The organism is Bacteroides faecium (genome assembly GCF_012113595.1).
Lineage (GTDB): Bacteria > Bacteroidota > Bacteroidia > Bacteroidales > Bacteroidaceae > Bacteroides > Bacteroides faecium.
Genome location: NZ_CP050831.1, coordinates 975329 through 994811, shown reverse-complemented (window position 1 = coordinate 994811; position 19483 = coordinate 975329). Strand labels below are relative to the sequence as shown.

The 19483-nt window shown below is 39.1% G+C and carries 14 protein-coding genes and 1 tRNA gene; 7 read left to right on the top strand and 8 right to left on the bottom strand.

Annotated features, from left to right (window positions below; all coding sequences use genetic code 11):
- Positions 1-39: 39 nt before the first annotated feature.
- The gene (locus tag BacF7301_RS03705) at positions 40-543 is read left to right on the top strand and encodes an RNA polymerase sigma factor (protein WP_167960324.1); all 504 of its coding nucleotides are present in this window, start codon (positions 40-42) and stop codon (positions 541-543) included.
- 265 nt (positions 544-808) lie between these two features.
- Here BacF7301_RS03705 and BacF7301_RS03700 read toward each other — a convergent pair.
- The 5 genes from BacF7301_RS03700 to bamJ (BacF7301_RS03680) form a co-directional block, all read right to left on the bottom strand.
- Positions 809-882: transfer RNA gene (locus tag BacF7301_RS03700), tRNA-Ile, on the bottom strand.
- Between the two features lie 91 nt (positions 883-973).
- Positions 974-1285 (bottom strand): DUF4491 family protein, encoded by a 312-nt coding sequence (locus tag BacF7301_RS03695; protein ID WP_008023343.1) that lies wholly within the window; start codon positions 1283-1285, stop codon positions 974-976.
- A 7-nt stretch (positions 1286-1292) separates the two neighbouring features.
- Complete coding sequence (locus BacF7301_RS03690; RefSeq protein WP_004302580.1) at positions 1293-1757, bottom strand: Lrp/AsnC family transcriptional regulator; 465 nt, start codon at positions 1755-1757, stop codon at positions 1293-1295.
- Positions 1758-1917: 160 nt separating this feature from the next.
- Positions 1918-2796 (bottom strand): BamJ family beta-barrel-assembly machinery protein, encoded by an 879-nt coding sequence (gene bamJ, locus BacF7301_RS03685; RefSeq protein WP_167960322.1) that lies wholly within the window; start codon positions 2794-2796, stop codon positions 1918-1920.
- Between the two features lie 20 nt (positions 2797-2816).
- Complete coding sequence (gene bamJ / locus BacF7301_RS03680) at positions 2817-3401, bottom strand: BamJ family beta-barrel-assembly machinery protein (RefSeq protein WP_167960320.1); 585 nt, start codon at positions 3399-3401, stop codon at positions 2817-2819.
- 234 nt (positions 3402-3635) lie between these two features.
- Here bamJ (BacF7301_RS03680) and BacF7301_RS03675 point away from each other — a divergent pair, with 234 nt between their 5' ends.
- Positions 3636-4334, top strand: a complete 699-nt coding sequence (locus BacF7301_RS03675) for an SIR2 family NAD-dependent protein deacylase (RefSeq protein WP_167960318.1) — start codon at positions 3636-3638, stop codon at positions 4332-4334.
- A 14-nt stretch (positions 4335-4348) separates the two neighbouring features.
- Here BacF7301_RS03675 and BacF7301_RS03670 read toward each other — a convergent pair whose 3' ends face one another.
- From BacF7301_RS03670 to BacF7301_RS03660, 3 genes are all read right to left on the bottom strand, one after another.
- Positions 4349-4567, bottom strand: coding sequence for a hypothetical protein (locus BacF7301_RS03670; RefSeq protein ID WP_167960316.1), 219 nt, complete (start codon positions 4565-4567; stop codon positions 4349-4351).
- A gap of 14 nt (positions 4568-4581) precedes the next feature.
- Entirely contained in the window at positions 4582-4932 is a 351-nt protein-coding gene (locus BacF7301_RS03665; RefSeq protein WP_167960314.1) for a helix-turn-helix domain-containing protein, read from the bottom strand.
- Between the two features lie 74 nt (positions 4933-5006).
- The gene (locus BacF7301_RS03660; RefSeq protein ID WP_167960312.1) at positions 5007-5780 is read right to left on the bottom strand and encodes a class I SAM-dependent methyltransferase; all 774 of its coding nucleotides are present in this window, start codon (positions 5778-5780) and stop codon (positions 5007-5009) included.
- A 421-nt stretch (positions 5781-6201) separates the two neighbouring features.
- Between BacF7301_RS03660 and BacF7301_RS03655 the strand changes: the two genes are divergently transcribed.
- The 5 genes from BacF7301_RS03655 to BacF7301_RS03635 all read left to right on the top strand — a co-directional run bounded on the left by BacF7301_RS03655 (position 6202) and on the right by BacF7301_RS03635 (position 19409).
- Positions 6202-10227, top strand: coding sequence for a hybrid sensor histidine kinase/response regulator transcription factor (locus BacF7301_RS03655; protein ID WP_167960310.1), 4026 nt, complete (start codon positions 6202-6204; stop codon positions 10225-10227).
- A gap of 336 nt (positions 10228-10563) precedes the next feature.
- Positions 10564-12672, top strand: coding sequence for a glycoside hydrolase family 2 protein (locus BacF7301_RS03650; RefSeq protein WP_167967090.1), 2109 nt, complete (start codon positions 10564-10566; stop codon positions 12670-12672).
- A 218-nt stretch (positions 12673-12890) separates the two neighbouring features.
- Positions 12891-16067 carry a SusC/RagA family TonB-linked outer membrane protein gene (locus BacF7301_RS03645; protein WP_167960308.1) on the top strand — a complete coding sequence of 1059 codons (3177 nt, stop codon included), beginning with the start codon at positions 12891-12893 and terminating at the stop codon, positions 16065-16067.
- 14 nt (positions 16068-16081) lie between these two features.
- Positions 16082-18007 (top strand): RagB/SusD family nutrient uptake outer membrane protein, encoded by a 1926-nt coding sequence (locus tag BacF7301_RS03640; protein WP_167960306.1) that lies wholly within the window; start codon positions 16082-16084, stop codon positions 18005-18007.
- 34 nt (positions 18008-18041) lie between these two features.
- On the top strand, positions 18042-19409 hold the full coding sequence (locus BacF7301_RS03635) for a DUF1735 domain-containing protein (protein WP_167960304.1): 1368 nt from the start codon (positions 18042-18044) through the stop codon (positions 19407-19409).
- Positions 19410-19483 lie beyond the last annotated feature (74 nt).

The window sequence follows — 19483 nt, the reverse complement described above, 5'->3', positions numbered from 1 at the left end:
ATTATTACGACGAGTATTTACACATTAAAAGTAACGCATATGAAAAGTTTAAGCTTCAAAAAAGACCTGGTAGGAGTACAGGACGAATTACTCCGTTTCGCATACAAACTGACGACCGATCGTGAAGAAGCAAACGATTTGTTACAGGAAACCTCATTAAAGGCATTGGATAACGAAGATAAATATACCCCTGACACAAATTTTAAAGGATGGATGTACACGATAATGCGTAACATCTTTATTAATAACTACCGTAAAGTTGTGCGTGACCAGACATTCATTGACCAGACTGATAATCTGTATCACATCAATCTGCCGCAGGATTCGGGATTTGAAAGCACCGAAAGAGCTTATGACTTGAAGGAGATGCGTCGCGTAGTCAACGCTCTGCCCAAAGAATACAGAGTACCGTTTGCTATGCATGTATCCGGATTCAAATATCGTGAGATTGCAGATAAACTGAATCTTCCATTGGGCACCGTAAAGAGTCGTATTTTCTTTACCCGTCAGAAATTGCAGGAAGAATTGAAAGACTTCCGCTAAACTTTAGCTATAGCTTTTTCAGTCGATATTAATAGGTATTAGGGTAAAAAAGAATTAAATGGGATTGCATGGAAAAACTCCTGTAAGCTGAATACTTATGGGAGTTTTTCTATGTAATCTTATCTTTTGACCTATCGATTTGAGGTCAATAATAGATTAACAGTGATGTGTTTTGAGGTGATTTTACACCAATTTAGCCATATTTCAAGGATGGAATATCATAACAAAAAACCTCATAAACGATAGTTTATGAGGTTTTTATTCGTGGACCAGCCTGGGCTTGAACCAGGGACCTCCAGATTATGAGTCTGTTGCTCTAACCAACTGAGCTACAAGTCCGATGTATCCATTTACTGGATGCGGTGACAAAAGTAGTATTTTCTGTCGAATTATGCAAATTCTTTCGATAAAAAACTACGATACTTTATTCTCAAAACTTATATTTGCGTTTCGGATTCTTGGGAAACCAGCCTTTTTGTACCCGTTCTTCCTGTTCGAAAACCTCTTTGATTGTCCAAAAGGAGGAGAAGGCAAAGACGCCAAGCAGAGAAGACAGTATCACATTATCAATGCTTAATGAGGCTATAACACCGACTATACCAAGTACAAGAAATATCCACCAGCATTTTGTACCCCAGTAATATTCGGCCTTTACCACAACAGGGTGAAAAAGGCCGATAATCAAAAAGGTGCAAATTCCGATGAATAACCCTGCCAGGTGATATTCATTTAGAAATTCCATGGTATGCTTATTTCTCTACGCGGATAGGAATTTCCTTCTTGATGCTCTGTTCCAGGGAGATCAATGTCTCGGTTGCCACTACACCCGGTATCTCTTGCATTTTGTTATTCAACAAATCCATCAGATGTTCGTTGTCGCATGCATACAATTTGGTCAGCATGGTGTACGGGCCTGTGGTGAAGTGACATTCCACAATTTCGGGGATTTTTTGAAGTTCTGCCACAACAGATTTGTACATAGAGCCTTTTTCCAACTTGATACCGACATAGGTACAAGTTCTATAGCCAAGGGATTTCGGATTAACATGGTAACCTGAGCCTACAATGACACCTAGGTCAATCAGTCTTTGCACACGCTGGTGAATGGCTGCACGTGATACTCCACATTCGGCTGCTACGTCTTTAAAAGGGATGCGGGCATTCTGGGAGATAATCTCTAGGATCTGCCTGTCGAGGTTGTCTATTCTTTCCATAATAATAAATTATAATTTCCAGTTGTTATCAAATAGTAAGCAAATATAGAGATTTATTTTAATTATTCTTCTTTTCCGAGAAAAAAAATAGGAAAAAGCAAAAAAAAGAGGTACAAACGCTTTGCACCTCTTTCCTTTTTCTATTTAGAAAGAAACTTTCTTATTTCTTATCTTTTTCGATGCTTACCAATTCAACTTCGAAAATCAAAGTAGAGAACGGTTTGATTTGGTTGCCTGATTCTCTTGCGCCATAAGCAAGGTCTTGAGGGATATAAAGTTCCCATTTAGAACCTACAGGCATCATAGTCAGAGCTTCTGTCCAACCTTTGATTACTTGGTTAGCACGGAAAGTAGCCGGTTCGTTACGTTTGTAAGAACTGTCGAACTCAGTTCCGTCAATCAAAGTACCTTTGTAGTTCACTTTCACTTTGCAAGTGTCAGCAGGAATTTCACCCTTACCTTCAGTGATTACCTTGTATTGCAGACCGCTCGGAGTTGTTTTTACACCTTCTTTAGTTTTGTTTTCAGCAAGGAACTTTTCGTTTTCAGCTTTGTAGTCAGCATATTTTTCTTCCAGAGCTTTTGCTTTGATAGTTTCCATAGCTGTACGAGTATAAGTCTGAGCTTCTTCCATAGTCATCATGCCGCCTTTTTCCAAAGTACCTGCGATGAAACCAGCCATGAAGTTGTCTTTGCTGATAGTTTTAGTAGAGTCACCTGCAAACAATTCCTGGTTGATACCTTTCATCATCTGGTTGCTGATTTGCTGACCGATTTGCAGACCTGCCATGTAAGCGATGTCTTTTTTGCTAGTCTTGGTTGCACCTTCGTTCAAGCCTTTGATGAAATCTGCCATGTATGCAGTATCAACGTCCAGACGACCTGTCAGATAGCCTTTCAGACCTTGAGTCTGAGCCATACCGATAGAATAAGCCAATGAGTCGAGATCTGTTTTCAAATTTGCTTTAGGAGACTGAGCTGTACAAGAAGCAAGGCTTGCAGCAGCGGCGATTGCCATAAAAATACTAACTTTTTTCATTTTGCTTTGAAATTTTTTATTTATAATACTTCGAGTAATTCTACTTCAAATACCAATGTGCTGTGAGGAGGAATCATTTCTCCGGCACCTCTTGCGCCATAACCCAGTTCTGACGGAATATACAGTTTCCATTTAGCGCCTTCAGACATCAGTTGCAGTGCTTCCACCCATCCCGGAATTACCTGGTTAACACCGAATACGGCAGGTTCTCCGCGTTGGATAGAGCTGTCGAACAGTGTGCCGTCAACCAATGTACCTTCGTAATGGCATCTTACCTGATCGGTAGCTTTTGGCTTTTTACCTGTACCTTCGTTGATAACTTCGTATTGTAATCCGCTAGGCAAAGTTATTATACCTGCTCTTTTCTTGTTTTCTTCGAGGAAAGCTTTTCCTTGTTCGATGGCAACAGCGCCCATCTTAGCTTCGAGTTCTTCGAAATACTTGTTTACTATTTCGCGGGCTTCCTGATGGCTAATAGCCGTCTGGTTACCTTCCAATACATCTTTGATTGCCTGTGCAAAGTCTTCTACTGAGAGATTCCCAATCCCCATGCTTGATAAGTTTTGACCAATTCCCAGGCCAATAGAGTAACTGAATTTATCCATATAATGTTTTTTGTTGGCGATTGAAAGGCATCACCTTCATAGTTTTAGCTTTCAATCAATTGCAAATTTATGAATCGCAAAAGTACGTGTTTTATTTGAATGATTTAGCATTTGGTATTTAAAAATTCTTATATCCGTGAAAGTTACCCTCTTTTCTTTGGATAATTTATTCTTTCGTTCCGATGATTCTGATTACATTTGTATATCTTAAAACGAACAGAAGGAGGAACAAATATGAAGAATCTGGTAATTTTGACGGGCGCAGGCATGAGTGCCGAGAGTGGAATCAGTACGTTTAGGGATGCAGGTGGTCTGTGGGACCGGTATCCGGTGGAGCAGGTTGCTACTCCGGAAGGATATCAGCGGGACCCGGCATTGGTGATAAACTTTTATAATGAACGCCGGAAACAGTTGTTGGATGTGACGCCGAATCGTGGGCACGAATTGTTGGCGGAACTGGAAAAGGATTTTAAAGTGACGGTGGTAACACAGAATATTGATAACTTGCACGAAAGAGCCGGGAGCAGTCATATTATTCATCTGCATGGAGAATTGACAAAAGTATGTTCCAGCCGTGACCCTTATAATTCCCATTATATAAAGGAACTGAAGCCTGAAGAATACGAGGTGAAACTTGGAGACAAGGCAGGAGACGGAACACAACTGCGGCCTTTTATAGTATGGTTCGGTGAGGCGGTTCCTGAAATAGAGACAGCCATTCAATATGTGGAGAAAGCGGATATTTTCGTAATTATCGGCACTTCGCTCAATGTGTATCCTGCTGCGGGATTGCTTCATTATGTACCGAGAGGAGCAGAGGTGTATCTGATTGACCCGAAACCGGTAGATACACATACTTCCCGTCCGATACATGTGATTCAGAAGGGAGCTTCTGAAGGAGTGGCTGAGTTGAAACAGTTGTTGGGTGTCTGAGCCTTTTCCTGTTCTTATTCCAACTCAGTGGCAAAAATATGATTATTCCGGAGTGTTTCCGAAATTTCGAGTGCAGTGACGCCGCTGCACTCGATTCTTAATATTTTCTCCCAGTCCTCAAAATCCACATTCCATTTGTTGATTTGAGGATATTGTGCCAGAAGTTTCCCGATGCGCTTGACATCGCTTCTTTTGGTGATAGAAGTCCGAAAAATTAAAATCTTATTTTCCATGTTCTTTTAAAGTTTTATGTATGTGAGCGGAACTCGCGAATAGTCACATTGAAATATTGTCTGAAGTTGCGGCTTAATAGTGAAAGGCTGCTAAAACCGCAAAGGCGGGCAACTTCGGTGGCAGAAAGTTCCTTGTCTTGTTTTAATAATAATGCTGCTTTTTCAATCCGGGTGCGTTTGATATAATCCGTAGGTGTTTCCCCTGTCAGAAATGTAAAAACACGATGGAAGTGGAAAGGCGAAAAGCATGCGATACCGGCCATTTTCTGTAAGGAGAGCGGCTGGTCTATATTATTATGGATATAGTCTGTGACTTTATTAATCCGTAATTGGTATTCTTGCCTATTTAGTTCTTTCGTTTCCATATCTTTTTGCAAAGTAAAGGATAATAAGTGCCGGAGAGTTATCCTATCTTGCTAACTTCTCCGGCAGATGGTAATTATCTTTTTTGTCCTATATAGAATACATAACCATAGTATTCTTTATACTTATAATATAGGCTCTCTTCGTATCGCTGTCCGGCAATGAGGTCAGCGGCCGCGGCATTTCCCGAATATTCCTTCAGAAAAGCTTCCTGAGCCGGGAATTGGGGAGCATAGAAGTGTTCTATCCAACAGTTTTCCGGTAAAATGAAATGGGCAGTCAGCGTATATCCGGCTTTCTCCATTTGTGCTATTTTATTCGGAATCGTATCGATTTCCGGATAATTAGCCATCCAGAAGTCTTCTATCTCAGCGGGACGTTCCGGAGTAAACCAGGATGCTTCCGTTACAGCGATGAATCCGCCTTTTTTAAGGAATCTGTTCCATTCATTCATGCCACGTTCGAATCCTATATTATAGATAGCGCCTTCCGACCAGATTAAATCGAGTTCTTCAGCTTGAAACGGCAGATTGTCCATTGAACCGACAATGCCTTTTACTCTGTCTTCGCAATGTAATTCAGTTGCATTTCTGTTGAATATCTCGATAAAATCGGGAAAAAGGTCGATGCCTGTAATCTGTCCTTTCGTATAGTTGGCCAATGCCATAGTCTGTCCGCCTGTGCCGCAACCAATATCGGCTATTCTGGCCTCGTCTGACAGCTCGTTGATGAAACTTACGGCTTTTTGTGTGACTTCGGGACTTCCGGGACCTTGACGTTCTAATAACTTGAAGTAGTTACATATCATTGTAAAATCGAAATCGTGGATTGACTTTAATTCGTTACTCATTGTTTTTAATGTTTTAAGTGTATAGCAAATGGAGGCATACAATGATGCTTATGAGTATTTGGCCATACAAATTGTTTAAAAATTCAAATATAAAAGATAACTCCGGCATGAATATGCCAGAAAACATAAGGGATAATCTGTAAAGAGAGGAAGGCTTACAGATTATTTACAGAACGGAATCCTTACGATATGAAAATGAGTTAAACATCCAATTTTTCTTTTAGTTTGTGGCAAAGATATATTTTTAGAAATAAATGACTATAACTTTTTTAGAGAAAAATACTGTAAGACTGTATTTTAGCAAGAATCGTCAAATATGTACTGTTAATTGGTAATACGTATGATATAAAAAGACGAAGTATTGAAGTAATAATTAAGTATTATTTGTATTTTTGTAGCCTGTTATATAATTATATATTGCATGAAAAGAAACTTTCTTTTTCTCTTGAGTCTTTTATGTATTATAGTGGTGGATGCTAAAAACCATTACTTTAAGCATCTGGGAGTTTCTGATGGATTATCTCAGGTTTGCATATTTTCTATCTACCAAGATGAATTAGGCGCAATATGGTTAGGCACCTCAGAAGGATTGAACAGATATAATGGCAAAGATGTAAAAGTATTCCGTCCGTCACAGGGAAATGAAGGTTTGACGAATAATGAAATCAATGAGATATGTGGAGATAAGAAAGGGAAAATATATATTCGTTCAGGTAATGATCTGATAAAGTTTGATATTTTTAAGGAGCAGTTCACTTGTTTACGTCGGAATGATGTGAGAGATCTTTTCTGTAAAGGAGATACTTTATGGGCAAGCTGTACATCGGGTATCTACTATTATACAGCAGAAAGTCCCGATTTAACTTTTGTAACCCAATTACAGAACGGGGTAGGTTCGGGAGGAGCTTTGTATGTAGATGAAAATACGATATGGACTGTTACAAACCATTTGGTTGCTGTTTCACGTAAAAATCCGTCTCAACAGAATGTATTACTTTCGTTTAATAGAGGTAATCGGTGTATTTCGGGAGATAGTGCCGGAAATATTTGGGTGGGTACTTGGAACGGACTATATAGAGTTTCGGCTAATAAGGAAATAACACAATATACAAGTTCTTCAGGGAAGGATGAATTATCGGATAATCAGATCCGCTGCGTATTGGAAGATGATTTCAAACGTATTTGGGTCGGTAGCTTTCGTGGGCTTGATTGTTATGATCCTGTAACAGATAAATGGAGTCATTATACACGTTATGGTGATTCTCCAAATACATTGAGCCACCACTCGGTTTTATCGCTTCATAAAGATATGCAAGGTAATATTTGGGTAGGAACTTATTATGGTGGTGTGAATGTTTTCAATCCCAGCAAGACAAGTAATCATTTTTATTATGCTGAGCCTTTACAGGAAGACTGTCTGAGTTTTCCTGTTGTCGGGAAGATGACAGAGGACAGTGAGGGGAAACTATGGATTTGCACAGAGGGGGGAGGACTCAATTGCTATAATGCAGATACTGGAATTTTTACCCGATACCAACATCGCGAAGGTGATATTGGTAGTGTGGGCAGCAATACTCTGAAGTCAATATTTTATCGGAAAGAGGATGGGCGATTATATGTCGGCAGTCATCTTGGCGGTTTGTTTGTATTGGATATAAAATCAAATAAAGGATATGCCCTTCATCATATAGAAGGTGATTCTACATCATTGCCACATGAGATTGTGAATGATATTCAAGGATATAAAAATGGGCTTGCTTTGTTAACACAAGGCGGTGCTGTTTTTATGGATCCGGTCACTGAAAAGTTCTCACCACTTTCGGATGATACGGATATCCGAAAACTACTGAGCCGGAAATATGCTTTTGAAACATTCCTGATTGATAGCCGGCAACGTATATGGTTGGCTTTGGCTAATGGAGGAGTCATTTGTGTCGACCTGCCTTCTTCAAATATTACTCAATATGTGACAGATGCCAATAATCCGTCTACGATTGGCAGATTTAAAGTTGTTCATATCTTTGAAGATAGTAAAGGGACTGTTTTCTTTTGTACGATAGGTTCGGGTATATATGAATATTTGGAGAAAGAGCAATCGTTTAAATCTTACAGTACCACCAATCAATGTCTTCCAAGTGATTATTGTTATTATATTTGCGAATCAGTTGAAGATAATTGTTTGTTTATCCTTCATGGAAAGGGACTCTCTGTCTTTAACCGTGAGAAGGGAGTAGTTGAAAATACATATCATCCGTTCAATCAGACTTATAGCCAAGGATCTGCTTTATATTTGAATGAAAATGGGACTCTTTTTATTAGTGGAACTAATGGTCTGGCTCTGTTTCAAAGGCAATCTTTATATGCATCGCTTTCTAAGAATCTATTGAGTTTTGATAAGCTGTTTATTTTCAATCAAGAGATTTATCCTAATGACCGGTCTGGCATTTTGACTGATATATTAGCAAAAACAACGGATATTTATTTAGGCTATCAACAGAATAATATAACTGTTGAATTTGCTACCTTTAATTATAATGATGACCGTAACCGTTTGTTTGAATATCACTTGGATGGTTTTGATAAAGTTTGGACACAAACAACCAGTACGGCAATAGCTTATACGAACTTACCTTCCGGTGATTATACGCTTAGAATCCGGCCGTTGGATAATATAAAAGAGGAAATCGGTTTGAATATACATGTTTCTGCCCCTTTTTATGCGACTATGTGGGCATATCTCTTTTATTTCCTTTGTTTGGCTGGGTTGATGTTTGCTTTTATCCGTTTCAAAACCCGCCAAGCTGCTTTAAAATCCTCTTTGGAGTTTGAAAGGAAAGAAAAAGAGCGCATAGAAGAATTGAATCAGATAAAACTGCGTTTTTTTACTAATATATCTCACGAATTTCGCACTCCATTAACGCTTATTCTAGGGCAGATTGAAGTGTTGATGCAGATGGATTTAGGTACAACTATCTATAATCGTATCCTTCGTATCTATAAGAATGCCTGGCATATGCGGAATCTGATATCAGAGTTACTTGATTTTCGCAAGCAAGAGCAAGGTTATCTGAAACTTAAGGTTGAAGAGCAGAATTTGGTTGCCTTTACCCGCCAAATTTATATGTGCTTCTATGAATATGCACAAAAAAAGGAAATTACTTATCGTTTTGATTATGTCGAAGAAACAATTTCTGTTTGGTTTGATTCCCGGCAACTGCAAAAAGTTATTTTTAATTTATTGTCGAATGCCTTTAAGTATACTCCCAACAAAGGAAGTATAACGGTCGAAGTAAGGAAGGTTACTTCTCAGGCAGTAGTTTCAGTGTGTGATACGGGAGTCGGTATTCCTGTAGAACATATTTCAAAGATTTTTGAACGGTTCTATCAGACGGATAGCGCCTCTTCTTCTTTCACATTAGGAACAGGGATAGGACTGGCGTTAGCTAAGGGGATAATGAATATGCATCATGGAAAAATCGATGTAGAAAGTTCAGTGGGAAAAGGAACTAAGTTTACCTTGTCTCTTCCTTTGGGGAACCGGCATTTTAGCGATGAAGAAATGACTGTTACGGAAGGACAAGAATCTGTTATTATCCCGGAAATTGTTCCAATGCCTTCTTTTGAGCAAATCATAGAGGAAGAAGCAGGAGAATTTGCGATACTGGAAAACACAGAAGAAGAGGACAAGCCTATAATTCTTTTGGTAGATGATAATGAAGAATTATTATCTATGTTGGAAGATTTGTTTTTACCAATGTATAAAGTTTATATCGCACATAATGGACGAGAAGGATTGGAGATGGCACGACAAATACAACCGGATTTGATTGTAAGTGACGTGATGATGCCCGAAATGTCCGGTAAAGAACTATGTTATAAAATTAAAACTAATGTGGAGCTTTCTCACATTTCCGTTATTTTATTAACGGCTCAAACTTCTGCCGAATATATTGTTGAGGGCTTAATGTTCGGTGCGGATGATTACGTAACGAAACCATTCAACGTCAAAGTGCTGGTAGCTCGTTGTAATAACCTGATTAATAATAAAAGGCGTTTGATTGCACATTACGCAGGCAAAACTATCACAGAGTCTCCAGTGACAGAGGCTATTAATGAGAGAGACAAGGAACTGTTGGCGAAATGTGTGAATATTATCAAAACTAATTTTGAGAATCCGGCGTTTGATGTTACCACACTTGCCTCTGAACTGTGTATGGGGCGCAGTAAACTATATATGCAGTTCAAACAGATAACCGGATTAACTCCGAATGAGTTTATCCTAAAGGTAAAATTGGATGAGGCTATGTTTTTGTTGAAAAATCATTCGGAATTAAATATTTCAGAAGTTTCTATACGATTGGGATTTTCTTCTCCACGTTATTTCAGTAAATCATTCAAATCATTTTTTGGAGTTGCTCCACAAACTGTAAAAAGTAAAAAGGAGTAATTGTGATTTTTATTATCAATTTGTGCGTGACTTCTACTGCTATTGTATAAAGAAACTGCTTGGTAGATTATGGAAAGAGGTAAAATGTGACCAAATCTTCCATAATAGGTAGTCGTTTTTTCCATGCGGATTCAAATGCTTGCTTTTTGCAATATTTGTATTTATAGGTGTGCCATATCTTCTATACTTTTACGGTGCTTTAGTTTAGTTTTAATACATAACATCAAAAATAATTAAACACATATGAAAAGCACAAAAAAAAGAATGCCAATTACTGTCTGGCGTTTATTACTATCTTTCCTATGTATATCTCTAAAAGAAAAAGAGAGCTATAATATGGAGTTCAAATTTGCGTTTATTTTATTAATGTTTATCGGACCGTTTTTTACTCTTACTGCCCGTGAAGTGACTTCTTTCAATGAAGGATGGTTGTTTAAACGTGGCCCTTTCTCCGAAGATCCGGTAAAAGTGGTGGATCAATTAAATGAAAAATGGGAAATAATCAGTTTACCACATACATGGAATGCTAAAGATATGCAAGTGAAAGCTGCTTCTTTTTATCAGGGGATTGGTTATTACAAGAAGAAACAGTTTTTTGGTGAGGAATTGAAGGGGAAGCGTTTATTTCTTCGTTTTGAAGGCGTGGGCACAAACACTGAGGTATATGTTAATGGTAAGCTTGTCGGAATACATAAGGGAGGCTACAGTGCATTTGCCTATGAAATCGGATCAGCTATAAAACTTGGAGTAGAAAATGAAATCATGATAAAGGTTGATAATGCTTCTCGTCTGGATGTTATTCCTGTGAATCATAACCTTTTCGGTGTATACGGTGGTATTTATCGTCCAGTATGGCTCATTATAACCGAACAGAATAATATAACAGTTACTGATTGTGCTGCTCCGGGTGTGTATATTACTCAGAAGAATGTTTCTAAACGTTCTGCGGATATTATTGTAAAAATAGGATTGGATAATGGTAGTCTTACTCCAACTGATGTAATACTTGAAAATACTCTTTATACACAAGAGGGAAAAAAGGTATCTTCTCACCGTCTTTCTTTAGAGTTAACTCCCCAAGGAACACAAACTTATTTTTCAAACTTTAAGATAGATAAACCTCATCTTTGGCAAGGACGCAAAGATCCCTATTTGTATAAGATTGTTTCACGTCTCATATCAAATGGAAAAGTAATTGATGAAGTTATTCAGCCATTAGGAGTTCGCAAGTTTGAGATTATTGCTGGTAAAGGTTTTTATCTGAATGATGAAAAGTATCCGATGTACGGTGTAACACGTCATCAGGATTGGTGGGGAATGGGAAGTGCTATATCCAATAAAGAACATGATTTTGATTTGGCACAGATTATGGATATAGGGGCTACAACTGTTCGTTTTGCTCATTATCAGCAATCAGATTACATATACTCTCGTTGTGATTCGTTGGGACTTATAATCTGGGCAGAAATTCCTTTTGTAAACCGTGTGACCGGATATGAGGCAGAGAATGCGCAGTTGCAACTGCGTGAATTGATTCGTCAGAGTTTTAATCACCCTTCTATCTATGTTTGGGGATTACATAATGAAGTATATCAGCCTCATGAATACACTGCCGGATTAACACAAGCACTTCATAATCTTGCTAAGATAGAGGATCCTGATCGCTATACTGTGGCAGTTAATGGTTATGGACGAGCCGATCATCCGGTCAACCAAAATACGGATATTCAAGGGATGAATCGCTATTTTGGATGGTATGAGAAAAAAATGCAGGATATTGAACCATGGGTGAAGGAGTTGGAGGAGAAATATCCGTGGCAGAAATTGATGTTGACGGAATATGGAGCAGATGCTAATATAAGGCATCAGACAGAATATATCGGTGACGCATTAAATTGGGGGAAAGATTACTATCCAGAAACTTTCCAGACGAAAATTCATGAATATCAATGGGGAGTCATAGAAAAGCATCCTTATATCATTGCTTCTTATCTTTGGAATATGTTCGATTTTGCAGTTCCGATGTGGAGCCGTGGTGGTGTGCACGCCCGTAATATGAAAGGGTTGATAACTTTTGATCGGAAAACTAAGAAGGATTCTTTTTATTGGTATAAAGCTAACTGGAGTCAAGAGCCTGTACTATATCTGACTCAACGTCGTAATAATGATCGTGAACGAAAACAGACTTCAATTACAGTTTATTCGAATATTGGTACTCCGACAGTTTATCTCAATGGTCAAGAATTGACAGGTATTCGTAAAGGTTATACTAACGTGCATTATATTTTTGATAAAGTAATATTGGTAAAAGGTAAAAATACAATAAAAGCCGTTGCAACACATAATGGCAAAAAATACACGGATGAAATAGAGTGGAACTATACTGATGAAAAGAAACGCAACACTGACTCGTGTGAAAATAAGAAAGAACATGCTGGCTGGTAATAACCTGTGTTCATTGTAAAATGTTAAACCTTTAAATACAAAAGTGTATGTGAAAAATAAACTTATATCAATCGAAAAAAATAGTTACAAGTAAATATGTAGTCTAGGAATAGCTAGTTTATTTATGAAATATAATGAAATTTGTTTATCAATTATCGTAGATTACTTGAAACAAAAAGTTTAATTGATAATATGTCTAATATAATGAAAATTGAAACATGAAAAAGTTTTTTTATTTGTACCGACAACGATATCTTAGGTATATCGTAGTATTTTTCCTCTTATGGCCATTGATGGCTATGGCTGCTCAAGGTAGTAGTACGAACATAGTTAACCAACAACAAAAGAAACGCAAAATCACGGGGCTGGTGGTTGATAAGAATAAAGAGCCCATTATCGGAGCCAATGTTTGGTTGAAAAATAGTTCCGTAGGTACTATTACTAATTTTGATGGTCAATATACGATTTCAGTTGAAGGTCTTGGCGGAGTACTTGAGTTTTCGTATATCGGTATGAAAAAACAAGAAATGGCCATTGGAGACCAAAAAATAATCAATATCGTTATGGAACCGGATACGGAAGTGCTTGATGAAGTGGTAGTAGTGGGTTACGGCAGCCAGAAGAAGGAAAGTGTTGTAGGTGCTATTTCTACTTTAGACGTGACGAAACTGAAAGTGCCTGGTGCGAGTATTTCCACTGTGCTTGCTGGACAATTGTCGGGTGTCGTAGCAATGACCCGTTCGGGAGAACCTGGTAAAAATAGTGCAGCTGATTTTTACATTCGTGGTGTATCTTCTTTTAAGGGATCTGGTACTCCATTGGTATTAGTAGATGGTATTGAGCGTGATATCGACTTGGTAGATACGGATGATATTGCTTCATTTTCTATCTTGAAAGATGCTGCCGCATCGGCGGTGTACGGTGTGCGTGGTGCTAATGGAGTGATTTTGATTACTACCAAAAAGGGGCAGGAAGGAAAGCCTTCGATTCATGTGCGTACGGAATTCGGATTAACCAGTCCCACCAAGAAGCCTAAACTGTTGGGGTCGGCAGAATGGGCGGAATTATATAATGAAGCTTTTCAGACGAAGTATTATTCGGATGAAGAAATCAGAAAATATCGTGAAAACTCTGATCCAGATTTATTTCCGAATGTAAACTGGTTCGATGCTCTGTTCGATGATATGGCAGAGAGCGAACGTGTGAATTTAAATATCAGTGGAGGTGGTGACATCGTGAAATACTATGTTGCAGGTTCATTCTACAATGAAAGTTCGATCTATAAAAATGCAGGTAATATATATGGTTACAACTCTTCTTTGCGCTACAACAAGTTCAATTTCCGTGCAAATGTAGACTTAAATGTAACTCCTAGCACAGTTCTTAACCTGAATTTGGCGAATATCTATGAGAAATCTTTCGGTCCTGGTTATGGAACTAATGACGGAAGTATTTGGTCTTATACTTTTATGACATCTCCAAACGCATTTCCTACTCAATATTCAAATGGTGTAATTTCCGGTCCGTCTACTGACTCCGGGGCTAATCCGTGGAATATGCTTGCACACTCGGGATATCGTGAACAGTTTTGGAATTCGGCACAATCATTGATAGGTGTCACTCAAGATATTGGCAGGCTTTGGGAACCTCTGCAAGGTTTGACAGCAAATGTGAAATTCTCTTGGGATGCTTGGAATACGACGACCCAACGCCGTAGTAAATCGGTTACTTGGTATCACGCACGTGGCAGAGCCGGAGACGGATCACTTGTTTTCGATGACAATAATAAAGATGGTGTTTGGGATCCAGTTCATCAGGGGAGTGAAAATCTTGCATATGAAATAGGGCGTGATGGATCGATGACGCGTTATTTGGAAGGATCATTGAACTATAATCGGTTGTTTGGCAATAAACATAGAATAGGAGCACTGTTCCTTTACAATCAAAAAATTTATGTCAAGACTCAAGCGGGAGATGCGAATAGCTCGCTCCCATATAAGAATCAAGGTATCGCAGGTCGCCTTACATATGCATTCAATGACACTTATTTCGGTGAGGTGAATGTGGGTTACAACGGTTCTGAGAATTTTGCACGTGGACATCGTTTCGGAGTTTTCCCTGCTGTAGCGATAGGTTGGATGGTATCTCATGAGAAATGGTTTCAACCATTGATTAAAACTCTTGATCTGCTAAAACTGAAAGCTTCTTATGGTAAAGTAGGTAATGATGATATCGGCGGACAGAGACGCTGGGTATATGAATCGACTATAGTTAACAGTGGATCGTGGAATTATGGTGACAATGGTACTCAAGGTGGAACAGGTATTCGTATCGGTGAAGTAGAAAATCTGAATGCTTCTTGGGAAGAAGCTTTGAAACTGAATGTAGGAGTTGAGTTCTCCTTGTTCAATAAGGTAAAGGTTCAAGCTGACTATTTTAAAGAAAAACGCAACGGTATTTTTCTTCAGCGTTCAGGATTGCCAGCTATTGTAGGTCTGTCTACTACTCCTTATGTAAATGTCGGTAAAACGATGAATCAGGGATTCGATGGTACGGTAGAATATTCACAAAAAGTGGGTGAAATCTTTTTAACTGCACGTGGTAATCTGACTTATACCCGTAATAAATTGCTGAACAATGACGATCCGGATTGGGAATATAAATATCAGAATCGCATCGGTAAGCCTTTCGGAAAAGGCGGGGGGATGCAACCATTTGGTCTGATTGCCTTGGGATTATTCGAAAGTCAGGAAGAAATTGATGCCAGCCCGAAACAAAACTTTGGTGCATATCGTGTGGGAGATATTCGATATCAGGACATTAATGGTGATGGAGTGATTGATGCTCAAGACCAAGTAGCCATCGGATATACGAATTTGCCGGAAATTGTTTATGGTTTTGGAGCAACAGCTCAATGGAAAAATTGGGATATTAATGTATTTTTTCAGGGTGTAGGGCATTCTTCCTTCTTTTTGGATGGTTCTTCTATTCGTAAGCCATTCTCTACAGATAATATGGAACGGTCGTCTATTAACAGCGATGTGTATGGAAATGTATGGATGTCTACCAATACGCCCGAAGAAAATGCGAACGTTATTTATCCGCGTATGAGTAACGGCGGTGGTGGAGCAGGTGCTTCAAATAATAATCAGACTTCTACATGGTGGTTACGTGATGGAAGCTTCATGCGTCTGAAAAACTTTGAGATTGGCTATTCTCTTCCTAAATCGTTGTTGAATAAAACTTTCATTAAATCATTCCGTATCTATGCGTCAGGTAGTAACTTACTGACATTTAGTGATTTTAAATTGTGGGATCCTGAGAAAGGAAATGGAGATGGTTCGGGGTATCCGCTGAACAGAGTCATCACGTTTGGTTTTAATGCAAACTTCTAATAAACAGTTGAATCATGAATAAATTTTGGACTAAAACAATTTATATAATGGCTGCTGCATGTAGCCTCACTTTCTCTTCTTGCAGTGATTTTCTGGATAGACAAGAGGACGAAAAACTAACTTTTGATAAGATTTGGCAATCCCGCAATACTATCAAACAGTATTGGTTGAACACAATGTCCTTTCTGCCGAATGAGAATATCAGCAATGTGATAGATAACGATCCCTACCTCGGTGCTGCCGATGAAATTACAGTGGCTTATGACCGTCAATACCGTAAAATAAACTTTGGTTCGTGGAATGCGAATAATGTTCCTTACGATCGCTTTGCAAAATATTATAAAGGTATCCGGGAGTGCAACATCTTTTTGCAGAATGTAGACCGGTCGTCCGATCCGATTTTGACTAAAGACCAGATTGAAGAATGGAAAGTGCAGACTCGCTTTGCCAGAGCTTACTACTATTTTCTTTTGATGCGCGACTATGGCCCGGTGTTCCTTGTAGGTGATGAATTGCTTGATTTCGCGGCATCTACGGCAGAATTGTATCGTCCTCGTAATACTTGGGAACAATGTGTAGATTATGTTGTAGCCGAGATGAAAGCATGCGCCGAGAATCCATCTATGCTAAGGCAAGCCGAACTGGAGAAAATGAATTACGGCTTTGCAACCAAAGGTACTTGTTATGCTGTTATATCGCGCCTGACATTGTACTCTGCACGTGACCTATACAATGGTAACACATTATATAAAAGTGTAAAAAACCCCGTAGTCTCCGAATTTCCCGAACTCTCCGGCGTTAATCTTTTCCCACAAGAATACAAGGCGGATAAATGGTTGATAGCTGCCGAGGCTGCTCGTAAAGTATTTGAAGATGGTAGTTACCAGCTTTACCGTGCGACTTCTAACAATCCCTATGAAAATTATGTAGGTGTAATCAATGAAACGTGGAATAGTGAGTTGATTTGGACTGACAGATATTGTAAAATAAACGATTGGGGATTGTGTACAGTTCCTACCAGTGTAGGTGGTACGGCCTATGGTTCTATGGGTCCTACTCAGCAACAAGTAGATGCTTATGCCATGAACAACGGTCGTTATCCGATCATCGGTTACGAGTCTAATGGAATACCCGTCATTGATCCGCTATCAAATTATAGCAAAAATGAGTTTGAAAAAACGAAATGGACATACCCCAGCAAAGGATGGTCTAATAAAGACAATTTCGATATTACCGCTCCCAATATGTATAAGGATCGTGAACCTCGTTTTTATGTTTCCATCTTCTTTGGCGGAAACTATTTTATCCACGGACAGAGCGGTGCTACTCAGGGCACAATGACTTCATTTGCCAAAGGTGCTAATGGTAACAAGTCGCAAGACTTCCCGAAAAGCGGATACCTTATTAATCGTGTTTACAACCATAAATTAAACTCTGCCAATGGCAACTGGGGTAATATGACATTCCCACTGTTCCGTTTGGGAGAAACCTACCTGAACTTTATAGAAGCAGTGCTCGAATGTAAAAAACGTGGAGTAGTACTTCCCGCAGGTTATGAGCAGGAGGCGATGGATAAATGGGCGGATTTGAGAAGCCGTTCGGGTATGTCACCGATTACGGATAGTTATCCGAATGCTTCTGTAGAAGAGTTGATTGAACTTTGTCGTAAGGAGAGAAGAGTAGAGTTGGCTTTCGAAAGACATCGTTACTTTGATACTCGTACGTGGATGATTGCCGAACAAACCGATAATGGGCCGATGTATGGTATGGACACTACTTGTCCGTTGGAGAAGAATATGGATTCTAGTGAAACTCCTGACGGATTTTGGAAACGTGTTGTATTTGAAACACGTGTGTTCAAGAGTAACCACTATCTCTATCCGTTCTCCCAGAGAGAGTTGGACAGAAATATGATTCTGACTCAAAACTATGGCTGGTAATCTGAATAGTAAGATATATAATAGAATGAATGTGATGAAAAAACAATTATTATACATATCCCTGGCAAGCATGTTATTGACTATGAGTGCTTGTGAAAACGATGGAAAAAATGATTTTCTGAGTGACTTCTCCACCACCATGTACTTCACAAATAGTGGAGTGCAGGAGTTGGGATGTCTCAAGATAGGCGAACCTGCTGATTATAATGTGTATGTCTACAAAGCCGGTAGCGACCTGTCTGCTGTGTCGGATGCAACGGCTACATTGCTTACTGAAGAAGAATTGCAGGAATATAATCAGGCTAACGGCACCCAGTACAAACTGTTGCCCGAAAATTGTTATGAAGCTCAGAAAAGAGTTGATCTACAGTTTGCATCTTCTGAGCTGGTACATGCTTTCCCTGTCGAATTTGACGCTGACAAGATTGATGCGTTGGATAAGAGTGTGGAATATGTGTTACCCTACAATCTGACTTCGTCAAAGCCGGTCAATGAAAATAAAAATATAGTGCTGATTAAGCCGGTAGTGGTTATGCCTACAATCGGTTTCAATAATCCGGATATGGAAGTGGTGACTGTATCTCCATCAGATCCGAAACAGGTGGTCATACAGAAAGTACTTTCTGTACCCTTTCAGAACCGTTGGACTTTTGACTGCACGCTCGCTGTTGATGAGTCGGCAATTGAGAAGTACAATAGAGAAAACGACACAGATTATAAGTTACTTCCCGCAGACCAATATAAATATGATAAAGCCATTTCGTTCAAGGCAGGAAGCAATGAGGCAATTGTAAAAGTAACCATTAACCGTACGGAAGAACTCGTTTGTGGCAATTATATGCTGCCACTTAAATTAGTTTCATGTACACATCCCCATATTGTAGCTGAAGACTCCAAGAGTGTAGCGGCGGTAGGTTACTGTTATACATTACCCAAAATACCTTTGTCGATTGAAATGTTGAGTGCCAACGCAACGACAACTGACGGAAAGGGATTGCCCGGATTGATTGACGGAGTGGGAAATGGTATGCATTATCATACAGACTGGAATGGAAAATATGTAGATGAAACATACAGACACTACATCGATATCCACTTTAAGGCTCCTATTCAACGGATGATGCTCGAGTACTGGACTCGATTTAATAATGCTACACTTGCTCCACAGAGAGTGGTGTTGTGGACGAGCAACGATGGAGTGACGTGGGCGCAATGGCAGGTATTGGAAGGGAATCTTCCCACTACGAAGAATACCAAATACCAGTCTACCTTCTTCAAATCCGAACAGCCATTTAGCTATTTGCGTTTCTCTGTGACCAAGAATTCTGCCGGAGAAGTAGGATCGGCGGTAAAAAAAGACGGATGCTTTAGTATAGATGACTTAATTATCTACGGTCAGTAATTATTTATTTTCAGGAAAGATTAGGACCTGTTTCTGCCATCCGATATGAGATAGGTCCTTATTTTTTTATAAAT